The sequence below is a fragment of the Hungatella sp. SB206 genome (assembly GCF_051132295.1).
GTDB lineage: Bacteria > Bacillota > Clostridia > Lachnospirales > Lachnospiraceae > Hungatella > Hungatella effluvii.
This window is the reverse complement of the sequence record NZ_CP096603.1, coordinates 1152117-1172500: the sequence shown is the minus strand read 5'-3', so window position 1 is coordinate 1172500 and position 20384 is coordinate 1152117. Positions and strand designations below refer to the sequence as shown.

Annotated in this window: 23 protein-coding genes (1 of these 23 only partly in view); 3 read left to right on the top strand and 20 right to left on the bottom strand. The window is 50.3% G+C overall.

The features are described from left to right. From M1L66_RS05140 to M1L66_RS05125, 4 genes are all read right to left on the bottom strand, one after another. Positions 1 to 56 carry the 5' portion of an aminopeptidase gene (locus M1L66_RS05140; RefSeq protein WP_187023038.1) on the bottom strand. It extends 928 nt beyond the left edge of the window, so only the first 56 of its 984 coding nucleotides appear in the window; it begins with the start codon at positions 54 to 56; its stop codon lies off the left edge, out of view. A 34-nt stretch (positions 57 to 90) separates the two neighbouring features. Continuing rightward, entirely contained in the window at positions 91 to 1035 is a 945-nt protein-coding gene (locus M1L66_RS05135; RefSeq protein ID WP_187023037.1) for a DUF979 domain-containing protein, read from the bottom strand. Positions 1036 to 1052: 17 nt separating this feature from the next. Further along, positions 1053 to 1754, bottom strand: a complete 702-nt coding sequence (locus tag M1L66_RS05130; protein ID WP_198292943.1) for a 5-oxoproline transporter, DUF969 family subunit — start codon at positions 1752 to 1754, stop codon at positions 1053 to 1055. A gap of 306 nt (positions 1755 to 2060) precedes the next feature. Continuing rightward, positions 2061 to 2330 carry a hypothetical protein gene (locus M1L66_RS05125; protein ID WP_187023036.1) on the bottom strand — a complete coding sequence of 90 codons (270 nt, stop codon included), beginning with the start codon at positions 2328 to 2330 and terminating at the stop codon, positions 2061 to 2063. A gap of 183 nt (positions 2331 to 2513) precedes the next feature. On the opposite strand from M1L66_RS05125, the gene M1L66_RS05120 reads away from it, so the two are divergent. Beyond that, positions 2514 to 2837, top strand: coding sequence for a helix-turn-helix domain-containing protein (locus M1L66_RS05120; RefSeq protein ID WP_187023035.1), 324 nt, complete (start codon positions 2514 to 2516; stop codon positions 2835 to 2837). Positions 2838 to 2911: 74 nt separating this feature from the next. Here the strand turns inward: M1L66_RS05120 and ispD are convergent, their stop codons facing one another. The 10 genes from ispD to M1L66_RS05070 all read right to left on the bottom strand — a co-directional run bounded on the left by ispD (position 2912) and on the right by M1L66_RS05070 (position 11405). Beyond that, on the bottom strand, positions 2912 to 3625 hold the full coding sequence (gene ispD, locus M1L66_RS05115; protein WP_434694194.1) for a 2-C-methyl-D-erythritol 4-phosphate cytidylyltransferase: 714 nt from the start codon (positions 3623 to 3625) through the stop codon (positions 2912 to 2914). Between the two features lie 51 nt (positions 3626 to 3676). Continuing rightward, entirely contained in the window at positions 3677 to 4714 is a 1038-nt protein-coding gene (tsaD, locus tag M1L66_RS05110) for a tRNA (adenosine(37)-N6)-threonylcarbamoyltransferase complex transferase subunit TsaD (RefSeq protein WP_002601511.1), read from the bottom strand. 182 nt (positions 4715 to 4896) lie between these two features. After that, complete coding sequence (locus tag M1L66_RS05105; RefSeq protein WP_002601512.1) at positions 4897 to 5802, bottom strand: ribonuclease Z; 906 nt, start codon at positions 5800 to 5802, stop codon at positions 4897 to 4899. 149 nt (positions 5803 to 5951) lie between these two features. Then, the gene (locus tag M1L66_RS05100) at positions 5952 to 6413 is read right to left on the bottom strand and encodes a GNAT family N-acetyltransferase (RefSeq protein ID WP_434691353.1); all 462 of its coding nucleotides are present in this window, start codon (positions 6411 to 6413) and stop codon (positions 5952 to 5954) included. A gap of 207 nt (positions 6414 to 6620) precedes the next feature. Continuing rightward, positions 6621 to 6863, bottom strand: a complete 243-nt coding sequence (locus M1L66_RS05095; RefSeq protein WP_002601514.1) for a hypothetical protein — start codon at positions 6861 to 6863, stop codon at positions 6621 to 6623. 127 nt (positions 6864 to 6990) lie between these two features. After that, a complete protein-coding gene (rimI, locus tag M1L66_RS05090; protein ID WP_117634514.1) occupies positions 6991 to 7443 on the bottom strand; it encodes a ribosomal protein S18-alanine N-acetyltransferase in 453 nt (150 codons plus the stop codon). 34 nt (positions 7444 to 7477) lie between these two features. After that, complete coding sequence (gene tsaB, locus M1L66_RS05085) at positions 7478 to 8191, bottom strand: tRNA (adenosine(37)-N6)-threonylcarbamoyltransferase complex dimerization subunit type 1 TsaB (protein WP_117634512.1); 714 nt, start codon at positions 8189 to 8191, stop codon at positions 7478 to 7480. Continuing rightward, the gene (gene tsaE / locus M1L66_RS05080; RefSeq protein ID WP_117634510.1) at positions 8188 to 8616 is read right to left on the bottom strand and encodes a tRNA (adenosine(37)-N6)-threonylcarbamoyltransferase complex ATPase subunit type 1 TsaE; all 429 of its coding nucleotides are present in this window, start codon (positions 8614 to 8616) and stop codon (positions 8188 to 8190) included. The genes tsaB and tsaE overlap by 4 nt, the downstream gene beginning before the upstream one ends. Before the next feature lie 41 nt (positions 8617 to 8657). Continuing rightward, entirely contained in the window at positions 8658 to 9254 is a 597-nt protein-coding gene (locus M1L66_RS05075) for a YcxB family protein (RefSeq protein WP_117634508.1), read from the bottom strand. Positions 9255 to 9263: 9 nt separating this feature from the next. Further along, entirely contained in the window at positions 9264 to 11405 is a 2142-nt protein-coding gene (locus M1L66_RS05070; RefSeq protein ID WP_117634506.1) for a Tex family protein, read from the bottom strand. A 329-nt stretch (positions 11406 to 11734) separates the two neighbouring features. Here M1L66_RS05070 and M1L66_RS05065 point away from each other — a divergent pair, with 329 nt between their 5' ends. Both M1L66_RS05065 and M1L66_RS05060 read left to right on the top strand, forming a co-directional pair. Further along, on the top strand, positions 11735 to 12181 hold the full coding sequence (locus tag M1L66_RS05065; protein WP_117634505.1) for a hypothetical protein: 447 nt from the start codon (positions 11735 to 11737) through the stop codon (positions 12179 to 12181). A 214-nt stretch (positions 12182 to 12395) separates the two neighbouring features. Beyond that, positions 12396 to 12782, top strand: a complete 387-nt coding sequence (locus tag M1L66_RS05060) for a hypothetical protein (protein WP_002601520.1) — start codon at positions 12396 to 12398, stop codon at positions 12780 to 12782. 90 nt (positions 12783 to 12872) lie between these two features. Here M1L66_RS05060 and M1L66_RS05055 read toward each other — a convergent pair whose 3' ends face one another. The 6 genes from M1L66_RS05055 to secA all read right to left on the bottom strand — a co-directional run bounded on the left by M1L66_RS05055 (position 12873) and on the right by secA (position 20039). Continuing rightward, positions 12873 to 13235: a DUF2752 domain-containing protein gene (locus M1L66_RS05055; protein ID WP_055654995.1), complete on the bottom strand. Its 363-nt coding sequence runs from the start codon at positions 13233 to 13235 to the stop codon at positions 12873 to 12875. A gap of 17 nt (positions 13236 to 13252) precedes the next feature. Next, complete coding sequence (locus tag M1L66_RS05050) at positions 13253 to 14461, bottom strand: aspartate kinase (RefSeq protein WP_055654993.1); 1209 nt, start codon at positions 14459 to 14461, stop codon at positions 13253 to 13255. 23 nt (positions 14462 to 14484) lie between these two features. Continuing rightward, positions 14485 to 15699 carry a homoserine dehydrogenase gene (locus M1L66_RS05045; RefSeq protein WP_117634503.1) on the bottom strand — a complete coding sequence of 405 codons (1215 nt, stop codon included), beginning with the start codon at positions 15697 to 15699 and terminating at the stop codon, positions 14485 to 14487. Between the two features lie 5 nt (positions 15700 to 15704). Continuing rightward, on the bottom strand, positions 15705 to 16148 hold the full coding sequence (locus M1L66_RS05040) for an ACT domain-containing protein (protein ID WP_002601524.1): 444 nt from the start codon (positions 16146 to 16148) through the stop codon (positions 15705 to 15707). A gap of 105 nt (positions 16149 to 16253) precedes the next feature. Next, positions 16254 to 17367 (bottom strand): peptide chain release factor 2 gene (prfB, locus tag M1L66_RS05035; RefSeq protein WP_117634526.1). Its coding sequence is split into 2 segments (ribosomal slippage): positions 16254 to 17291 and positions 17293 to 17367, totalling 1113 coding nucleotides; the frame shifts between segments, so codons are not numbered across the junction. A 101-nt stretch (positions 17368 to 17468) separates the two neighbouring features. Further along, the gene (secA, locus tag M1L66_RS05030) at positions 17469 to 20039 is read right to left on the bottom strand and encodes a preprotein translocase subunit SecA (protein ID WP_117634501.1); all 2571 of its coding nucleotides are present in this window, start codon (positions 20037 to 20039) and stop codon (positions 17469 to 17471) included. Positions 20040 to 20384 lie beyond the last annotated feature (345 nt).

Here is a 20384-nt window from a genome sequence, read left to right as displayed (position 1 = left end):
GGCTTCAGCTTCAGCCATCGGTTAATAATAATTTTTGCTCCCTCTTCCAGTTCCATGTGCTCTGCGTTCCATTTCTTTATGTTCTGATTTTTAGTGCAGCGCGATCATATAGATAATCTGAACGACAATCATAATGAGCGCTACAACGATCTGATTCTTGATTACGCCAAAACGGTTCTTCATATCCAGGATAGCTACTGGTACAATGTTGAAATTGGCCGCCATCGGTGTCAACAGCGTTCCACAGAAACCGCAGGTTAAAGCTATCATGCCGATTACCACCGGATCCGCGCCGTAGTTTAAGATACAGGGCGCTCCGATACCGATCGTCATAACCGTGATCGCTCCATAAGCATTGCCCATAATGGCCGTAAATAATACCATGCCGATGGCAAATACAATAATTCCTATGGTTACATTTCCCGGAGGGACGATACCTGAGACAATCTTTCCGATTACCTCACCTACGCCGGCGGCCGTGAACACGCCTCCCAGTGCGCCCAGCAGCTGCGGCAGCATACAGAGCGGTCCCATCATGGACAGGAAACGCTCGGAATCCTTGAGAAACGTAGAAGGGCGGTTGTCCCTCGAATAAGCCATTAACAGAATGATAGAGATGATAACGCCGACAGCGACCCCCACCAGAGCGCTGATCTTGGTCAGCAGCGCGAAGGCCAGAGACATCACACCCATGGTCAGAGCGGGAAGGAAAATCTTCATGCCGATTTTCTCATACTGCTTCCTTGAGTACTCTTTTGTCGGAATCGTCTGTTTTCCAACTTTTACACGTTTGAAGATGGCCGGGATGATCATGATGATGACGAGAATTCCCGAGACCTTGGTGGGCAGCCAGTGGCCAAGAGCACACACGATACCGAAGGAGGTCCAAAATACAAACGTTCCGTAGCGGGCCGGGTTCTCTTTGTCCAGTAAATTTTTAACGCCTGCGTAAATGGTAATCAGGCCGATGATGATATATACGCACTCCAGCAGCTTACTGCTGAGTGAAATTGCTGAATCCATAAAAAATGACATGAGTGACTACCTCCTGGTTATGATTTTCCTTTTTCTGATCTGCCGGATTTTAAGTATTTCTGTCTGAGACGCTTGTCCTTCAGAGTGAAATAGATGCAGGCGACGACAAGCGCCGTCAAAGCCACCGGAATCTCCACCTTGGCCAGATCGATGAGCTCTACTTCATAACCCAGTCCCTTTAACGTACCCTGGACGAGAAGTCCGCCGGAACCGCCTACAAACAGGACCTGGAAGAAGAACCAGCTGATATTCTCCATAGCGGAAGCCATTCCCTTCGCCTCCTCTATGTAGTCCTCATCCGCAGGCTCGTCATCTTCGGAGATGGCGCCTTCCGCCATAGGCAGAAGTACCGGACGTATAAAGCCGGCAACACCGCCGAAGCCCACGTTAAACGCACCAAAAAAGGAACGCATGGCTCCATAGATGCATACCAGCTTTCCGACGGTCACATTCTTGAATTTGCGGATAAAGTCCGCAGCCGCCTCACGAAGCCCGTTGCGTTCCAGCGTTCCGGTCACAAGTAAGATAATAATAAAAATAGCCATACTTCTGTTTGATACAAAATTGCTTCCCAGGTTTTCCAGCAGTCCGCCTACTCCCAGTCCTCCGACGAGAGCCGTGGAAACAGCTGCCAGAAAGATGATCAGAATAGAATCCAGCTTTAATGCAAAGCCGACAATGACGATTACAATTCCGATAAGTTTCAGATACTCCATCATACTACCTCCTAAATATAGTTTTCCCCACACGCAGCTTAAGCGCGCGATCGTTATCTTTCTATTATACAGTAACGAAGGGGGTTTTTCAACCGGAATACCAGTGCCAGTCCACCGTCATTTCGGGATTCCCGCCGGTATTTCCCCCTCCTGAACACTATCCGGAGCAGGAAAAAACAGAAAAAAGATATCCACAGAATACCTCCTGAAAGAGCCGTAAACTTCTCTCTCAGGAAATATTCTGTGGATATCTTTTACCTGCTGAAATCTCCCCGAAATGCGTGTGAGGGGGATGTTTTCATTTTCTCATCACATCTGGCTGTTCTTTTCAAGCCGTATCATCAGACCTTTTTTGGCCTCTGTCGATGCGGAATACTCCGTCTTTTCGCCGGTGATATAGTAGATTGCATCATTCCAGGTCTCTGTAGTATATTCCTCAGCAGGAATCTCGTCAAGAGCGGCGCGGCATTGGAACCTGCGTTTCGTCCCGCGTAAATCGGATAAATACTGGCAGCCCATTCTGGAACTTAACTGCTCCAGCAAATCGGTTCTGCCGCTTCCTTCCCGTATTTTTTCCATTGTTTCACGCTCCTATTCATTCGTTATTCCAGTGCATTTTGAGAAATGTGTTCGCATCATACATTTAATACTCCATATGGTTAATAATATTGTAATCAATGCAATATGTCAAGTGAGGGATTGCATTATTTGCTACATATATTTCATTGAATGCAATACTATGAAACTGGAAGGGGGTATTTTATGTATATCGACTTCAATTTTGCAAAACGTCTTTCTGAGCTGCGGACACAAAAAGGCGTATCCGCGCGGGACATGAGTCTGTCACTGGGCCAGAACCCCACATATATCCATAAAATAGAAAATGGGACCGCTCTCCCATCCATGATGGGGTTCTTTTATATATGTGAGTATTTAAACATCGAACCCTCCGACTTTTTTGCTGTGGAGAGACCCTGTCCTGCCAAACTAAAAGATATTATGGAAGATGCACAGCACTTGAATCGTGAGCAGCTGGATCATCTTCATCTCCTGATAAAGGATCTGTTGAAGGCAGGGCAAAAATAAGCCGCAAAAAAGAGCTTGACTGGTATCACCCGGTCAAACTCTTTTTTCTGTCCGTATTCCTCTTCTATTGTCAGCTAAATCATATGATTTCTTCTCAGCAATACCTCCGCCAGATCCATGTCCTCCGGCGTGGTCACCTTGATATTGGAATAGTCGCCGCGGATCAGCTTCACCTTCCGGTCCGTCATACTCTCCACGACCATAGCGTCGTCCGTCACACCGGTCTGATACGCTTCCGATGAAAGCAGCTTCGAGTAAGCGCCGAAGATCAGGCCATAATCGAAGGCCTGAGGCGTCTGAATCTGCCAGAGACGGCTTCTGTCGGGTGTCATGACGGCAAATTCGTCGTCATCAGACATTTTCACCGTGTCCTTCACCGGCATTCCCACCACGCAGGCGCCGTAACGGCCGGCCCCCTCTACAGCCGCGGAAATGATCTCCCCGGTGACACAGGGCCTTGCGCCGTCGTGGATCAAGACAATATCACAGTCTGTCACCGCCTTCAGCCCCTCAAACACGGAGTGGTACCGCTCTCTGCCGCCCTCCGTGATCTGACTGACCTTTTGAAAGCCGAATCTCTCCACAATCTCTTTTCTGCAGTACCCGGTCTCTCCCCGTCCGGTGACGAGAATAATCTGCTTTACCGGGCTGTCTTCAAATGCTTTTAACGCATAGTAAATGAGAGGCTTTCCCCCCAGTTCCAGATACTGCTTCTGAATATCGCTTTCCATGCGCGTTCCTTTTCCGGCAGCCAGAACGATGGCCGCCGTATTTCTGCATTCCCGCATCTTCACGTATCCCCCCCTCTTTCAGTCCCTGGTTCCGGCTCTATTCGCCGTTTAACGCTCTCCCAGCTTCAGGTTCGGCACTGCGTTTAAATCCCAGCCCGCCCTGGCGCCGCCCATGTATTCATAATAGGCCGCGACACCGATCATGGCGGCGTTGTCCGTACAGTAAATGGGGGATGGATAATAGAAATCAATTCCCGCCTTGCTGCACGCCTTCTTCATCCCCTCACGAAGAGCGGAGTTGGATGCCACGCCTCCGGCGATCGCCACCTTATGAAATCCGTATTCCTTCGCCGCCGCTATCGTATGGCTCACCAGCACGTCCACAACCGCGTTCTGGAACGAGGCCGCCAAATCGGGGACATTGATCTCCTCCCCCATCATCTTCGCATGGTTGATGTGATTCAACACGGCTGATTTGAGGCCGCTGAAGCTGAAATCGTAGACGTTGGCCTCCACCTTTGCCCTCGGAAAACGGATGGCCTGCGGATTGCCCTCTTTCGCAGCCTTATCGATCTTCGGACCGCCCGGGTATCCCAGTCCCACAGCCCTGGCCACCTTGTCAAATGCCTCTCCCGCCGCGTCGTCTCTCGTTCTGCCCAGGATCTCGAACTCACCGTAATCCTTCACTACAACGAGGTGCGTATGGCCGCCTGAGACAATCAGACACATAAAGGGCGGTTCCAGCTCCGGATGCTCGATAAAATTGGCGGAAACATGCCCCTCGATGTGATGGACTCCGACCAGCGGCTTCTTAGCCGCATAGGCGATGGCCTTTGCCTCGGCTACGCCCACCAAAAGCGCGCCTACCAGGCCTGGCCCGTAGGTCACGCCGACAGCGTCCATCTCCTCCAGTGTCATCCCGGCTTCAGAAAGGGCCGCTTCCACCACCTGGTTAATCTTTTCAATATGTTTTCTCGACGCGATCTCGGGCACCACTCCGCCATAGATGGTGTGGAGTGCAATCTGGGAGGAGATGATGTTGGACAGCACTTCCCGGCCGTTCTTCACCACCGCCGCCGCGGTCTCATCACAGGAGCTCTCAATCGCCAGTATATAGACATCTTCCTCAGTATGATTCTTTTTCATTTCATTTGCCTCATCAATCTTCATCAAATTCGTAACAATTTCGCCGTGCATCTTCATGTTTTCGAAAAGCCCGAAAACATGAAGCCCGGGCGTTCAGCCCTATGTCAGTATGTACAAAAAAGCGCTTATACAAGCGAGCTTGTAACACACTTTTCCGTACATACTGCCGCACGGCTGAATCGTTACTCAAATTCCAGTTCCACGGTCCATGCGTCCTTCGCCGCCTTTGCCCGCGGAAAGATCTCTCTTACCTTGTCCATAAACTCCTCAGGCCTCGTCAGGGAAGGACTGTAATGGGTCAGCCACAGCTGCTTCGGATTCGCTTCCTTCGCCAGCCTGGCCGCCTCGTAAAAGGTCATGTGCTTGTATTCTCTGGCCTTGGCCTCCTTGCCGTCCTCACCGTACATGCCCTCACAGATAAAGAGATCCGCATCCTTCGCATATTCGGCAATCACCGGCACCGGTCTCGTATCGGTACAGTACGTAACCTTTAAGCCTCTCCGCGTCGGGCCCAGAACCATGTCCGGTGTAAATACCTTTCCGTCCTCTTCCATGGTCTCTCCCCGCTGCAGACGGCTCCAGAATTTCTGAGGTATCTCATACTCTTTCGCCCGTTCCACATCGAAACGGCCCGTTCTCGGAATGGAAATGGAATATCCGTAACAGACCACGTTGTGATTCACACGGTACGCGTCAATCACGTAGGGCCCCATCTTAAGCTGTTCTCTCGGCTCACTGAGCTCGATGAATTTCAGTTCAAAGGGCAGTTCCGGTGCGATCACGCGAAGCGCCGTCACCACCCGCTCCAGCCCCCTGGGGCCGATCATGGTCAGGGGTTCTGTCCGTTCCGCGTTTCCCATGGTTAAAAGAAGTCCCGGCAGACCGCTGATGTGGTCCGCGTGGTAATGAGTAAAGCAGATGACGTCAATCGGCTTGGGGCTCCATCCCTTTTCCTTCAGCGCAATCTGCGTTCCCTCGCCGCAATCGATTAAAAGGCTGCTTCCATCACAGCGCGCCATCATGGAAGTCAGCCACCGATACGGCAGAGGCATCATACCTCCCGTGCCCAGCAAACATATATCTAACATAGACAGATCCTCGTTTCTTTCATTATTTATTTCAGTCCATCTTTCGGATCACGAATCCAAAAGGACACAGCAACTGCGCTGCCGCCTAACCGAAATCATAACACAGGTTGGCATAAATAATCAAGAGTCTTTGTCTGGCCGGGCTTCACTCATTTTTTCTTCATCATAATGTATTCCGTTATTCCCTCTCTGTAAAGGCCGGGAATCTCCCCCACCTGCCGATAGCCATTTTTTTCGTAAAAACGCTTCGCTTCCGGATTGAAATCTGCAACAACCAAAAATAGTTTGTGAGCATCGGCACAAACTACATTTTCCAGGTAATCTATTAACTTTCTGCCAATCCCCTGGCCTCTGTATTCCTCTTTCACAGCAATGAGGTGTAAGTAAGGGAATCTGTGAAAACACCCCTTTGGTATGTAATAAAAAAAACCTGCACACCGGTCCTTGATCAGAGCGATATACAGATTCCCCTGCTCTAACCCCTCTAATACGGCGCTCTCACCGCTCCCCTCGCTGGCAAAATACCGTTTCCCCAATTCCGAGTTCAAGAGTGCTTCTTCGCAGTCTTTCCGATGCTGCATGGTTCCTTTTTTAATTTTAATATCCATCATCTTCCCCTCTTATCTCATGGCCCAGATACCGGACCGCGCCGGGAAAACTTCGTCAATCCTGTTTTCCAACGCCTCCGGTATACAGCCCCATGGCTTCCGTGCAGTCCGGAGAGGGGTATGAACAGGAGCGCAGATGATTTCTTTTTTCCTGTCTGTCCCCCGCTCCGGACTGCACGGAAGCCATGGAGCGTTACCGTTCTTACCTATTCACAGAAATTCCTTCTGCTCCTCCACGTCCACCGGAAGCTTGAACTCACTGATTACTGCGTCATAACACGGTTCACATAAATCAAAATGGTGAATCTCCCCATCCTTTTCCGAAAAAAAATCCCACGCATGATTAATGCTTAAAACACCTTCCCTCACGATTCCATCCACTACAATCAATTTCTTGCCGCAGCAGTTGCATACAACTGCCTCCAGCTGGCCGCCGCTTGTGTACTTTCTCATCCTACTCTCACCTTTCTTTTTCGCACTTTCCGGATTTCTCCAGTTCGCCGCTGTCTGATTTTGCAGATGCGAAAAGGAGCATCCTTACCGGATACCCCTACATTATAAACGGTGCCATGGTGATATTTTAGTGGTAAATGTTTGAAATCTCACGGTTCCACATGATCACGGCATCTTCCTTTGGGTCCCTGTAGTAATCACTGCGGATGCACTCCTCTTTAAAACCATAGGATTTATATAGGCTTCTGGCCGGTGTGTTGCCTTCTCTCACCTCCAGAGCGATGGCTGTCACCCCATTTTTTCTGGAATTTTCGACCACGCCTTCCATCAGTTTCTTCCCATACCCGAGACCCCTTAAAGGCGGGCGCACACCGATACGGAGAAGTTCCGCCTCGCCTGCAATGGTGCGGAACACACAGTATCCGGAAGCCTCTCCCTCCTCTTCCAGAATCAGCCATGTATCCAGTCCCGTATGGAGGGAATCAAGAATCATCTCCGGCGTCCACGGATCGCTGAAACACAGCGTCTCCATCTCAGCGACACAGTCCATATCCGTCTCCGGAATCATTTCTCTAAGCATACAGCCGCTCTCCTTTATTCGCGCTCCAGGGTTGTTACAGGAAATTATGCAACGCTGTACTAGCTTCCCGTTCCCGCTCCGCCTGGGGCTTTCTCAAGTAATCCGGCGCGTGTTCTTCGGCAGTCTCGATTCGCCCTTCTTCGTAATAGATACAGCCCAGAGCCGCCACAGCCGCGGCCCTCTGCCTGTTGACATGCGCCGGAGCAAATGAATACGGGACGGTCATGCGTTCCGCGATCCGCTCTCTGTAAACGGGAACTCCGTCTCCCAGGAACACTACCCGGGTTTCCATGTTGTTTAATTCATCCACCAGTTCATCGATGTCCATGGCGCACTGCTCCCTGACAGCCGTAAATCCCTCCCGGTTGTCATAGATACCGGTGTAGACCTGGTTTCTTCTGGCGTCCATGATCGGGCAGACCAGACCGCCATAGCCGTACATGCCGTACGCCATACCGTCTACCGTTGGGATATGAATAAGCGGCTTCTTAAGAGCCAGCCCAAGCCCCTTCCCTGTGGCAGAACCGATACGGAGACCGGTAAACGATCCCGGTCCGCCAGACACGGCAATCGCGTCTACGGTTTCTAAATCCAGCTCCACCATGCGGACAATCTCATCCAGCATGGGTAACAGCGTCTGGGAATGGGTCTTCTTAAAATTCACCGTATATTCCGCTGTCACCACGCCGTCCGTCACTACGGCCACCGATGCCACCAGCGACGAGCTCTCTATCCCTAATATCCTCATTCCAGTCCCTCCACAGTAATCCTTCTGTAATCAAATCCTTTTTCTAACTCCTTTTCGATCTTCACCGTGATCACATCCTCCGGCAGAATTTCCTCAATCAGGCCGCCCCATTCCACCAGGCTGACGCCGTCTCCGTAGAAACAGTCCTCATAGCCGATCTCGTCCATCTCGCTGATATCCCCGATCCGGTAAACATCAAAATGGTAAAACGGCATCCTGCCGTCGTCATACTGCTTGATGATGGTAAAGGTCGGGCTGTCCACAGGTCCTTCCACACCGAGACCGTCGGCAAATCCCTGCGTAAATACAGTCTTTCCAACTCCTAAATCTCCGTTTAAACAGTATACGGAAGACGGCTTCGCCGCCTCCCCCAGCCGTCTGCCAAGGGCATACGTCTCTTCCGGTGTCCATGTCTCTGTTACCATTTATTCTTTCCTCCATACCGTTTTACCGGCCCTGCTGCCTCTTATATCTTCTTTCTCCGCTCCGCCGGCAGGCTCTCCCGGAACAGTTCCGACAGCGCCTCTCTCTTCTCGCCGGTAATGGAATCCGGGAGCAGATACGCGTGTACCTTGTCCATGTATACAATCATCATGCCTCTGATCCGCTCCACCCGTCCGATGTTCTCCCAGACGAGCTCCAGGCGCTCCGTTCCCTGAGTCACTACGACGCCTTCCCTGCTGAAGGAAAGGTTCATCGGATTCTGGATAACCGGACTCTTAGACTGCCTGGCCGCCTTCATATACAGGAGAAACGGCTGCCACACAGTGAACATCAGCGCGCAGATAACAAGCAGCGCCCGGTACACCGCCGTGTTGGATCCCCAGGTGGTAACCAGCAGAAAGATGGCCGCCAGGCTGAAAATCACATTGAATATGCCCAGCATTCCTTTGTTGGAGTGGTACAGGGAGAATTTCCATAAGTCCTTAGCAGTCAGCTTCACAGTAAATGCCACCGGGTCTGTCTGTACCATTGGCTCCTGTTCCATCGTTTCCTGCTCCATCGGCTCCCGTTCCATCGCCTCACGCTCCATCGGCTCCCGATCCATTGGTTCCTGTTCCATACGCACCTCCTATAATTTCATTGTCAGCGCGATACGTTTTTTTGCCACGTCCACACTGATCACCTTGACTTCCACGATGTCCCCGACACTGACCGCCTCCAGCGGATGCTTGATAAATTTTTCCGACATCTGTGAAATGTGGACCAGTCCATCCTGATGGACTCCGATATCCACAAATGCGCCGAAATCGATGACATTTCTCACCGTGCCCTTTAACACCATGCCCGGCTGTAAATCCTTCATATCCAGCACATCCGTGCGCAGGATCGGCTTCGGCATTTCATCTCGCGGGTCACGGGCCGGTTTTTCCAGTTCTTTTACGATATCCTGAAGGGTAATCTCTCCGATTCCCAGTTCTTCGGCCAGCTTTTTATAGCCTGTGACCTTCTTGCCGATTCCCTTGATCCCGCCGTGAGCCAGCTCGGCCACGTCATAGCCCAGCCTGTCCAGCAGCTTTTCGGCCGCCTCGTAGCTCTCCGGATGTACGCTGGTGCCGTCGAGAGGATTCCTGCCTCCCTGGATTCTCATGAAGCCCGCGCACTGCTCGTACGCCTTCGGCCCCAGCTTCGCCACCTTTAGCAGCTGGTTTCTGGAGGTAAAGGCCCCATTTTCTTCCCGGTACGTCACGATATTCTTGGCAATCGTCTTCGTGATTCCGGAAATGTATTCAAGCAGTGAGGCCGAGGCGGTGTTCAAATCCACGCCAACCCGGTTTACGGCGGTCTCAACGACTCCCGTCAGCGCTTCGCTCAAATGCTTCTGATTCATATCATGCTGGTACTGGCCCACCCCGATGGACTTGGGATCGATCTTCACCAGCTCCGACAGCGGATCCTGAAGCCGTCTCGCGATGGAGACCGCACTCCTCTGTCCCACGTCAAACTGCGGAAACTCCTCTGTGGCCAGCTTGCTGGCTGAGTATACGGAAGCGCCCGCCTCATTGACGATAATATACTGAACCGGCTGCTGCAGTTCTTTTAACAGATCCACGATAATCTGTTCCGACTCCCTGGAAGCCGTTCCATTTCCCACGGAAATCAGGGAAACGTTGTATTTCTTAATCATCTTCTTTAAGATGACCTTTGCTTCCTCAACCTTGTTCTGAGGCGCGGTCGGATAGATAACCACGGTATCCAGCACCTTTCCGGTCTCGTCCACCACGGCCAGCTTGCATCCGGTACGGAACGCCGGGTCCCATCCCATGACGACGCGGCCCACAATTGGAGGCTGCATCAGAAGCTGCTCTAAGTTCTTTCCGAACACCTTAATAGCGCCGTCCTCCGCCTTCTCCGTCAAGTCGTTTCTGATCTCCCGCTCGATCGCAGGCGCGATCAGACGGTCATAGCTGTCCGCCACCACTTCCCGTAAAACGGGTGTGGTATTGGGGTTGTCCTTTGCGATCACTTTCTTTTCCAGAAAGCGGATGATCTGTTCCACAGGAGCCAGCACCTTTACGGTCAGAAACTTCTCTTTTTCCCCACGGTTCAGGGCCAGAATCCGGTGGCCCGCCGTCTTCTTGATGGTCTCCTCGTACTGATAGTACATCTCATAGACTGACTCCGCCTTCTCATCCTTTGCCACAGACTGGAGGCTGCCCTGGCTCATCGTCGTGTTTCGGATATATGTCCGGTATTCCGCATTGTCGGAGATCCGCTCCGCGAGAATATCCTTGGCTCCTTCCACAGCTTCCTCCGCCGTGGAGACACCTTTCTCTTCCGAGATATAATCCCTGGCCGCATCGAGAACAGAGCCTTTCATCTGCTGAAGCAGGATTAAATCTGCCAGCGGTTCCAGACCTTTTTCCTTTGCGATGGTCGCCCTCGTCCTGCGCTTCGGGCGGTACGGACGGTATAAATCCTCCACAGCCACCAGTGTGGCTGCCGCCAGAATCTGCCTTTCCAGTTCCGGAGTCAGCTTCTCCTGCTCGCGGATCGAAGAAATCACCTGCTCCTTCTTCTCTTCCAAATTGCGCAGATACCGCAGTCTCTCATCCAGATTCCTCAAGACCTCGTCATTCAATGATCCGGTCGCTTCTTTTCTGTATCTGGCAATAAACGGAATCGTGTTGCCCTCGTCGATCAGTTTGACAGCCGCTTCCACCTGGCCGCGGCCGATTCCCAGTTCTTCCTGTAGTGCCCTGATAATGTCCATGTTTTTCCCCTTATGTCTTAATACTTGACTCAATTTAATTATTATAATTCATACAGGAAGGTTATGCAAGACGGGAATTGACAGGATCTGGGATATCCAAATTATTAATCTCTTCCCCCTGTAAAAACCGGTTTTATTTTTATGAAAAATCTGGTATACTGATCTTATTCTATTTCTTTTCTGCTCAGGCAGAATCATACAGCTGTTTCTACAGTTGTCTTTCTGGAAGTTCATCCGGATAATCCTGTTTAACCAATTAAAAGGATGGAACCTGGTACTCGGTTATCGAATTCCGGGACAGAAAAACGCACCGGTTATATAGTGACAAAATGAGCCTGCTCGTGTTACAATTAAGCCAGTTATCGAAGGCAACACCGGAAGAACGGAAGTCGGAAATCTATGCATGGGCACAGATGATTTCTGCTGATGATTGGGAGGTGCTTAAGAAAATGGCAGAAAGAAATGAGTATATGAAAGCAGCTGTGGACGAATTAGAAAAAATTAATGCCGAAAAGGAAAAACGTTACCACTATCTTATGCACGAGAAACGGGAACACGATGAAGCGACCATACGTGATTATGAAAGAGGCCGGGGGCTTGCTCAGGGTAAAGCGGAATCTGTTCTGGAACTTCTGGAGGAATTTGGGGAAGTGCCGGAACAGCTGCGTGCTGCTGTTTTAGGACAGCACGACATAAATACCCTGAAGGCATGGCTTAAATATGCCGCCAAAGTGCAATCTATGGAAGATTTTATAAACTGTATGCAGCATAGATAAATACCACATGCCGAAATTGGGCTGTGACACAGATTTTATTTCGTGTCACAGCCCTGTTTCATCTGCCGGATATCATTTCCGACAGTCAAATATTACCGTTAATCCTCTGTGTATGATGCCTCAATCTGGGGCTGCTCTGCCTTCCCTCCTACTGGACATGCGGCCATTTTCGTGCTACAATCATACAATAGCATTCAGAAGAGGTACTTATACAATGGAAGATAATAACAATAAAAACAACGGCCTGCTTCCGAATATGCCGTCACCGGGAACCCTCTGGGCCTCCTGGTCGGTATTTCTGGGCGGCCTGGGCCTTATAGGCAACTGCATGTGCGGTCCCATCTGGGGCCTTCCTGCAGGACTGACTCTCGGCCTTCTGGGAATTGCCTGTGCCGTGGCGTCCAAAAAGGGAAAGCCGTTTACACAGCAGGCGCAGCTTGGGCTGATCCTGTCGATTCTGGCGGCGGTCTGCGGTCTGCTCATGACATTCTTTATCATTATCGTTTACGATGTTATGGGGACTGACACCATGGCCGGCAAATATTTCCGTGATTTGATGGAAGCGCTGCAGAATCCGGCTGCGCTGTTTCCAACTCAATAATCTCAGCAGATTTGCAGAAGAAAGAGCTCCTGGAAATTGGAAAGATAATATCCAATTCCCAGGAGCTCTTTTCATATGCTCCAGTACATCTTATTTCAGCAGCGGCAGCAAATCCACTCCGCGGAACACCAGCATGTAATTCTTGTAAAACCAGTTTCCCACCACAATACCCGCGCCGATCAGGATAAAGAGATTATACCGCCTGATATGCAGCCCCGGACGGTGAAAGACACGGGACGCGCCCCAGGATACCAGCTCCAGCAGAACGACGACAGCCCCGTAAAGCACGAGAGGATGGTACTGAAAGCTCATGCGCAGATCGCCATAGAGAAGTTCCCTCACTGCTCTCGTCCCTCCGCATCCCGGGCAGTACAGCCCGGTCAGGGAATGGAAGGCGCAGGGCATTCCAATGCCCAGCAGCTTTTTTATAAAGCCAAAGACCTCATTAATCATTTTCGTCTCTGCCCTGATCAGTCTGCTAAATCAAACGCGTCATGGACGGTTCTCATGGCACGGTTCACGTCTTCTTCCGCAATGAGCACGGTAATTCTGATCTCTGACGTTGCAATCATCTTGATATTGACATTGGCGCTGTAGAGAGACTCAAACATCTTGGCGGCCACGCCCGGATTACTGGTCATTCCCGCGCCGATGATGGATATCTTCGCCACGCCTTCCTCACAGGCAATGGTCTGAGCCGTAAGGACTTCCCGGTTTTCATTCAGCAGCGTCATGGCCTCCTGCAGATCCGTTCTCGCCACGGTAAAGGAGATATCCTTTCTCTCTTCCCGGCCGATGGACTGGATGATGATATCCACGTTGATATGGTGTCTCGCCAGCAGGTTGAATATTTTAAAAGCGATACCCGGTTCATTCTTCACTCCGATCACGGAGATACGGGCCACATTCTTATCCGCGGCCACACCGCTAACCAGCATTCTTTCCACTTTTGTTTCCTCCTTGATGATAGTACCTTCAGCCCTCGTAAGGCTCGATAAGACCACTAACTGAACTCCGTACCGCTTTGCCATCTCGACGGAACGGTTATGTAATACCTTGGCTCCCAGAGAGGCAAATTCCAGCATCTCGTCGTAGGATACCTCGGAAAGCTTTCTCGCATTGGGTACGATTCTCGGATCCGCTGTGTATACACCATCCACATCGGTATAAATCTCGCAGGCGTCTGCATGGAGAGCCGCCGCAAGCGCCACCGCGGTAGTATCGGAACCGCCGCGTCCCAGAGTCGTTATGTCATCGTACTTGTTGATTCCCTGAAAACCGGTGATGATTACGATCTTTCTGGCATCCAGTTCATGGCGGATGCGCTCGGTATCGATCCGTTTTAACTTGGCCATGCCGTAGGCCGATGTGGTGTGCATGGCAACCTGTGCCGCATTTAAGGACACGGCAGGCACGCCCAGCGCGCTCATGGCCATGGACATCAGCGCGACGCTGGTCTGTTCTCCGGTGGCCAGAAGCATATCCATCTCCCTTTTTGGGGGATTGGGATTGATCTCACGAGCCTTTGCAATTAAGCCATCCGTCGTCTTTCCCATAGCCGATAAGACGACCACGACCTCATTTCCTTTTTCATAATCCTCGATGCAACGTCTTGCCACATTGTATATTCTGTCTTTATCCGCGACGGAACTTCCGCCGAATTTCTTTACGATTAACATGGATGCGGTCCTTTCTAAAAACTTTATACTTCCGCTCTGATCCGCTGTCTGATTCCGGACAGCTCCTTCGCCTTCTTCTCATACTCCGCTTCCGTCATGACATCAGTCACCACAGCGAATTCGTCCATATGATCCAGCTCGATCACTGTGACATCTCCGAATACCTTTAAAACCTCCGCCAGACGCTCCTCGGCAATCCCCTTGATCCGGATAAAGAACCGGCTGGAAGACGTCTGGGTCGGGGCGATGGCAAGCCGGCTGTCATCCCAGCCCATCTCCACGTGGCGGTTTCTGTTCTGAACAGCTTCGATGATATCGGCGATCACTGCGCTGGCTGTCGGAAGCATTCCCGCGCCGCTGCCATAGAACATGGAGGTTCCAAGCATGTTGCCCTTCACCAGAATTCCGTTGAACACATCGCTCACAGAGTAGAGTGGATGGTCCTTGCCGATCATGACCGGCGCCACCCAGGCGTGAATCTCCCCAGCCTTTATGCGGCTGGAGCCAAACAGCTTCACGGAGGTTCCCATCTTCTCGGCATACTTAAAGTCCACGTCTGAGATCGAGGTGATGCCCTCCGTATGAATGTCTTCATAATCAACCTCATGGCCGGTCGCCATGGCGGTGAGAATCGCGATCTTTCTGCAGGTGTCGTGGCCTTCCACGTCGGCTTCCGGGTTTCTCTCGGCATAGCCTAAATCCTGAGCCTCTTTTAAAGCGGATTCAAAAGTCTCTCCCTCTTTATCCATCTTCGTTAAAATATAGTTTGTAGTACCGTTTAAAATACCGGTAATCTCCTCGATCTCCTCCCCCGCAAGAGAGGTGTACAGCGGACGGATAATCGGAATACCGCCGCCCACGCTGGCTTCGAAGAAGAAGTTGACATTTTTCTCTCCGGCAATTCTTAAGAGCTCTGTCCCGTGTGCTGCAACCAGCGCCTTATTGGAGGTGGCCACGTGCTTTCCCGCCTCTAAGCAGGCCTTCACGAAGGGATAGGCCGGATTCAGTCCGCCCATGGTCTCGATTACCATGGTAACCTCAGGATCATTCTCAATGACCGAAAAATCATGAACAATCTTATTCTCTACCGGTGTTCCCGGAAATTCTCTCAAATCGAGTACATATTTTACATTGACGGTATCGCCGGTTCTCTTTGTGATGGTTTCACGATTCTTTTCCAAGATCTCTACCACACCGGAACCGATTGTACCGTAGCCCATAACTGCAACATGAATCATAATTATCACTCCCTGGCTAATATTTTTACGTAGTGAACCCCGTGTTTCTCTTCCATGTCCTCTACCATCCTGGATACATTGCCCGTGCTTTCCAGGACTTCCACGCTTAAGGTCAGCGTAGCCACCCCATTTACCGGAATACTCTGATGGATCGTCAGGATATTGGCATGGTACACTGCCACAATATGCAGCAAATCGGATAATAATCCCGGCTCATCGTCCATCTGCATCACGAGTGTGATGGTCTTTCCCTTCGCGTTATCATAGAACGGAAAGATATCATCCTTGTACTTATAAAAAGAACTGCGGCTGATTCCCACACGATCAGTCGCCTCCTGAACGGTTATGACTCGCTCTGATTCCAACAGCTTCTTAGCCTCGACCACCTTCAGTAATACTTCCGGCACGGCCTTCTGCTTCACCACGAAATATTTGCTCTTTTCTTCCATAAAAAAATATCTTCCCTTCTGTGTCCGCAATAGAAATACATCTGTGCTCATAGGGAAGATATTATCATATTTATTCAGGGTATGCAACTATTTTTTATAAAAATTTTACATTTGTCCTGTGCTGATCCAGCGCAGGTAAGCGTAGATAAACAAATCCAGTGCTCCGTCCAGCACGCTGTTCACGTTGCCGGTCTCGGCATTGGTCCGGTGGTCCTTTACCATGGTGTATGGCTGCAGGACATAGGAGCGAATCTGGTTGCCCCAGCCGATCTCCGTCACGTCGCCGCGGATATCGGACAGCTTCTCCGCATTCTCCTGCTGTTTTAACAGATACAGCTTTGCCTTCAGCATCTGCATGGCCTTGTCCTTGTTCTGGAACTGGGACCGTTCATTCTGGCACTGCACCACGATTCCGGTGGGAATGTGGGTAATACGGATAGCGGATGAGGTCTTGTTGATATGCTGTCCGCCCGCGCCGCTGGAACGGTACGTGTCGATCCTCAAGTCCTCTTCATTGATATCCACATCTAAGTCCTCTTCGATATCCGGCATCACATCACAGGATACAAAGGAGGTCTGACGCTTACCGGCCGCGTTGAACGGGGAGATCCGAACAAGCCTGTGGACGCCCTTCTCCGACTTTAAATATCCGAAGGCATTCTCTCCGTTGACCTGGATCGTGACCGACTTGATTCCGGCCTCTTCACCATCCAGATAATCCAGCACTTCCACGGAATATCCCTTCTTCTCAGCCCAACGGCAGTACATGCGGTAAAGCATGCTGCACCAGTCACAGGACTCGGTGCCGCCGGCGCCGGCATTCAGCCTTAAAATGGCGTTATCGCTGTCATATTCGCCGGACAGAAGCGTGTTGATCCTCATCTCCTCCAGCTTATCCTTAAATTCCTTTAACATCTCTTCCACTTCGGGAACCACAGACAGGTCGTTCTCTTCATTGCCCATCTCGATCATCACGCCGATGTCCTCAAACTGCTGCTCTAAGTCTTTATAGCCTTTTACAGTGTCTTTTAAGTTCTTCGCCAGCTGTACGATCTTCGTGGACTTTTCCGGATCTTCCCAGAAGCCCGGTTCCTCCATGGATTTGTCAAGCTCATCAATCCTCTTTAACTTATTATCTAAGTCAAAGTGAATCCCTCACTTCCACTAATGGTTTTTCAAACGTAGATAATTCATATTTGTACTGGTCTAACTCTACCACTGTGTCACCCACTTTCTTATAATTAATTTTATTTAAAAAGGGTCCAACCTGTATCCTTTCGTCGGTTGAACCCTTTTCATTCAAAAGAATAATACAGACGCCTATATCACCTTGCGGCCGCAGCACTGTTTATATTTCTTACCGGAACCGCAGGGACACGGATCGTTTGGATAAATCTTGTTTTCCGCCCGCTTGGATGGCGCCTTGGCGGCGCTGTCGTCCTTGTTGGTCCCTGTTACCTTGGCCGCAGGCTCTCTCTCCACCTTCTGCTCGACACGGATATGCATTAAGATTCTCACAGTATCTTCGCGGATAGCTGCCGTCATCTCATCGAACATCTGATAGCCGCTCATCTTATACTCTACCAGCGGATCTCTCTGGCCGTAAGCCTGTAAACCAATGCCCTGGCGCAGCTGGTCCATATCGTCGATATGGGACATCCACTTGTTGTCGATGACCTTTAATAAGATGACACGCTCGATCTCACGGATCTGCTCCGCATCCGGAAACTCCGCTTCCTTCGTCTCGTAAAGCTTGATGGCTTCCTCTTTCAGCATATGCTTCAGTTCGTTCTTCTTGATCTTCTTATCTTCCGGAAGAACAACCGGCTTGATCGGAACGATCGGAAGAAGAAGCGTGTTCAGCTCGCCTAAATCCCATTCCTCCGGCATCTGCTCGTCAGTAATGGACAAATCGACCGCATTCTCCACGATATCGGTTACCATCTTTAAGATTACGTCACGCATGTTGTCGCCGTCCAATACTTTCCGGCGCTCCGCGTAAATGACCTCACGCTGTTCGTTCATAACCTCGTCATACTTTAACAGGTTCTCACGAATACCGTAGTTGTTGGTCTCTATCTTCATCTGAGCCTTTTCAATGGCGTTGGAAAGCATCTTGTGCTCGATCTGCTCGCCTTCCGGCACGCCCAGCGCAGTGAACATATTCATCAAACGCTCCGAACCAAAGAGTCTCATTAAATCATCTTCCAGGGAAATGTAGAATCTGGAAACACCCGGGTCGCCCTGACGTCCGGAACGCCCACGCAGCTGATTGTCAATACGGCGGGACTCATGACGCTCCGTACCGATGATCTTTAAACCGCCCGCAGCCTTCGCCTCGTCATCCAGCTTGATATCGGTACCACGACCGGCCATGTTGGTCGCAATGGTAACTGCCCCGTGAACACCTGCATCAGCTACAATCTCGGCCTCCAGCTCATGGTACTTGGCATTTAAAACCTTATGCGGAATGCCGCGGCGCTTCAGCATACCGCTTAACATCTCGGAAGTCTCGATGGTGATCGTACCTACCAGCACAGGCTGGCCTTTCTTATGTGCCTCTTCTACTTCTTCACACACTGCTTTGAATTTTTCTTTTTTCGTTTTATAAACCGCGTCTTCCATATCATCACGGGCGATCGGCCTGTTTGTCGGAATCTCGATCGCATCCATACCGTACGTATTACGGAATTCTTTTTCCTCCGTAAGAGCAGTACCGGTCATACCGGATTTCTTCGCATATTTATTAAAGAAGTTCTGGAACGTGATGGTCGCAAGCGTCTTGCTCTCTCTTCTGACGTTTACATGCTCCTTCGCCTCAATGGCCTGATGCAGACCGTCGGAATACCGTCTGCCCGGCATGATACGTCCGGTAAACTCATCAACGATCAGTACTTCGTCATCCTTTACCACATAATCCTTGTCACGGAACATCAGATAGTTGGCACGAAGAGCCAAAATGATGTTGTGCTGGATCTCCAAGTTCTCTGGGTCGGATAAGTTCTCCAGATGGAAGAACTGCTCCACCTTGGCTACGCCCTGCTCGGTCAAGTTTACAACCTTGTCCTTCTCATCAACGACGAAATCTCCGGTCTCCTCGATCTCCTCGCCCATGATGGCCGCCATCTTGGAAAATTCTCCCGATGCCTCACCGCGCTCTAACTGACGGGCCAGAATATCACAGACCTCATAAAGCTTCGTGGACTTTCCGCTCTGTCCGGATATGATAAGCGGTGTTCTTGCCTCATCGATCAATACAGAGTCCACCTCATCGATGATTGCGTAATCAAGTTCTCTCAATACCATCTGTTCTTTATAGATGGCCATATTATCTCTCAAGTAGTCAAATCCAAGCTCGTTGTTCGTAACATAGGTAATATCACAGTTATAGGCTTCACGTCTCTCATCCGAAGTCATGGAGTTTAACACCACGCCTACCTTCAGTCCAAGGAATTCATGAACTCGTCCCATCCACTCCGCATCACGCTTTGCCAGGTAGTCGTTGACCGTAACGATCTGTACGCCTTTTCCGGCCAGTGCGTTTAAATAAGCCGGACAGGTAGAAACGAGGGTCTTACCTTCACCTGTTCTCATCTCGGCAATACGTCCCTGATGGAGAACGATGCCGCCGATTAACTGTACACGGAAGTGTTCCATATCCAGGACTCGTCTTGCTGCCTCTCGAACCGTTGCATATGCCTCCGGCAAAATATCGTCGAGGGTCTCACCTGCTGCCAGCCTTTCTTTAAAAAGCCTTGTGTTGTCCCTCAGCTCCTCATCCGTCAGTGCGATCATCTTCGGACGGAGTGCCTCTATCTTATCTACAATCGGATTGATTAACTTTAATTCTCTTTCACTATGAGTTCCAAATACCTTTTGAACGAGGTTCATGATTCATTCTCCTACTCTTCTTACTAAATAAACACAGTATAATCCTGTATATTGTAGCACTAACTCATTTTTAATTCAATGAATTCATAAAAAATTAACATTCTGCTAATAGTTCGGACATTCTTACACCCGGTTGGGGCGTCTGGCCAGCACTACAATTCGACAAAATCAATGTATTTTATGGTAAACTTGGCAAGTTGCACAAAAAATCTGTTCGATTTTCTACTTATCCACATTATCCACATCTTTCTGTGCACATTTCCCCCATTTTTATCCCCACCCACAAACCCAATATTTAGGGCAAAAACGACTTATACACCGAGTTATCCACATTATCCACATCTT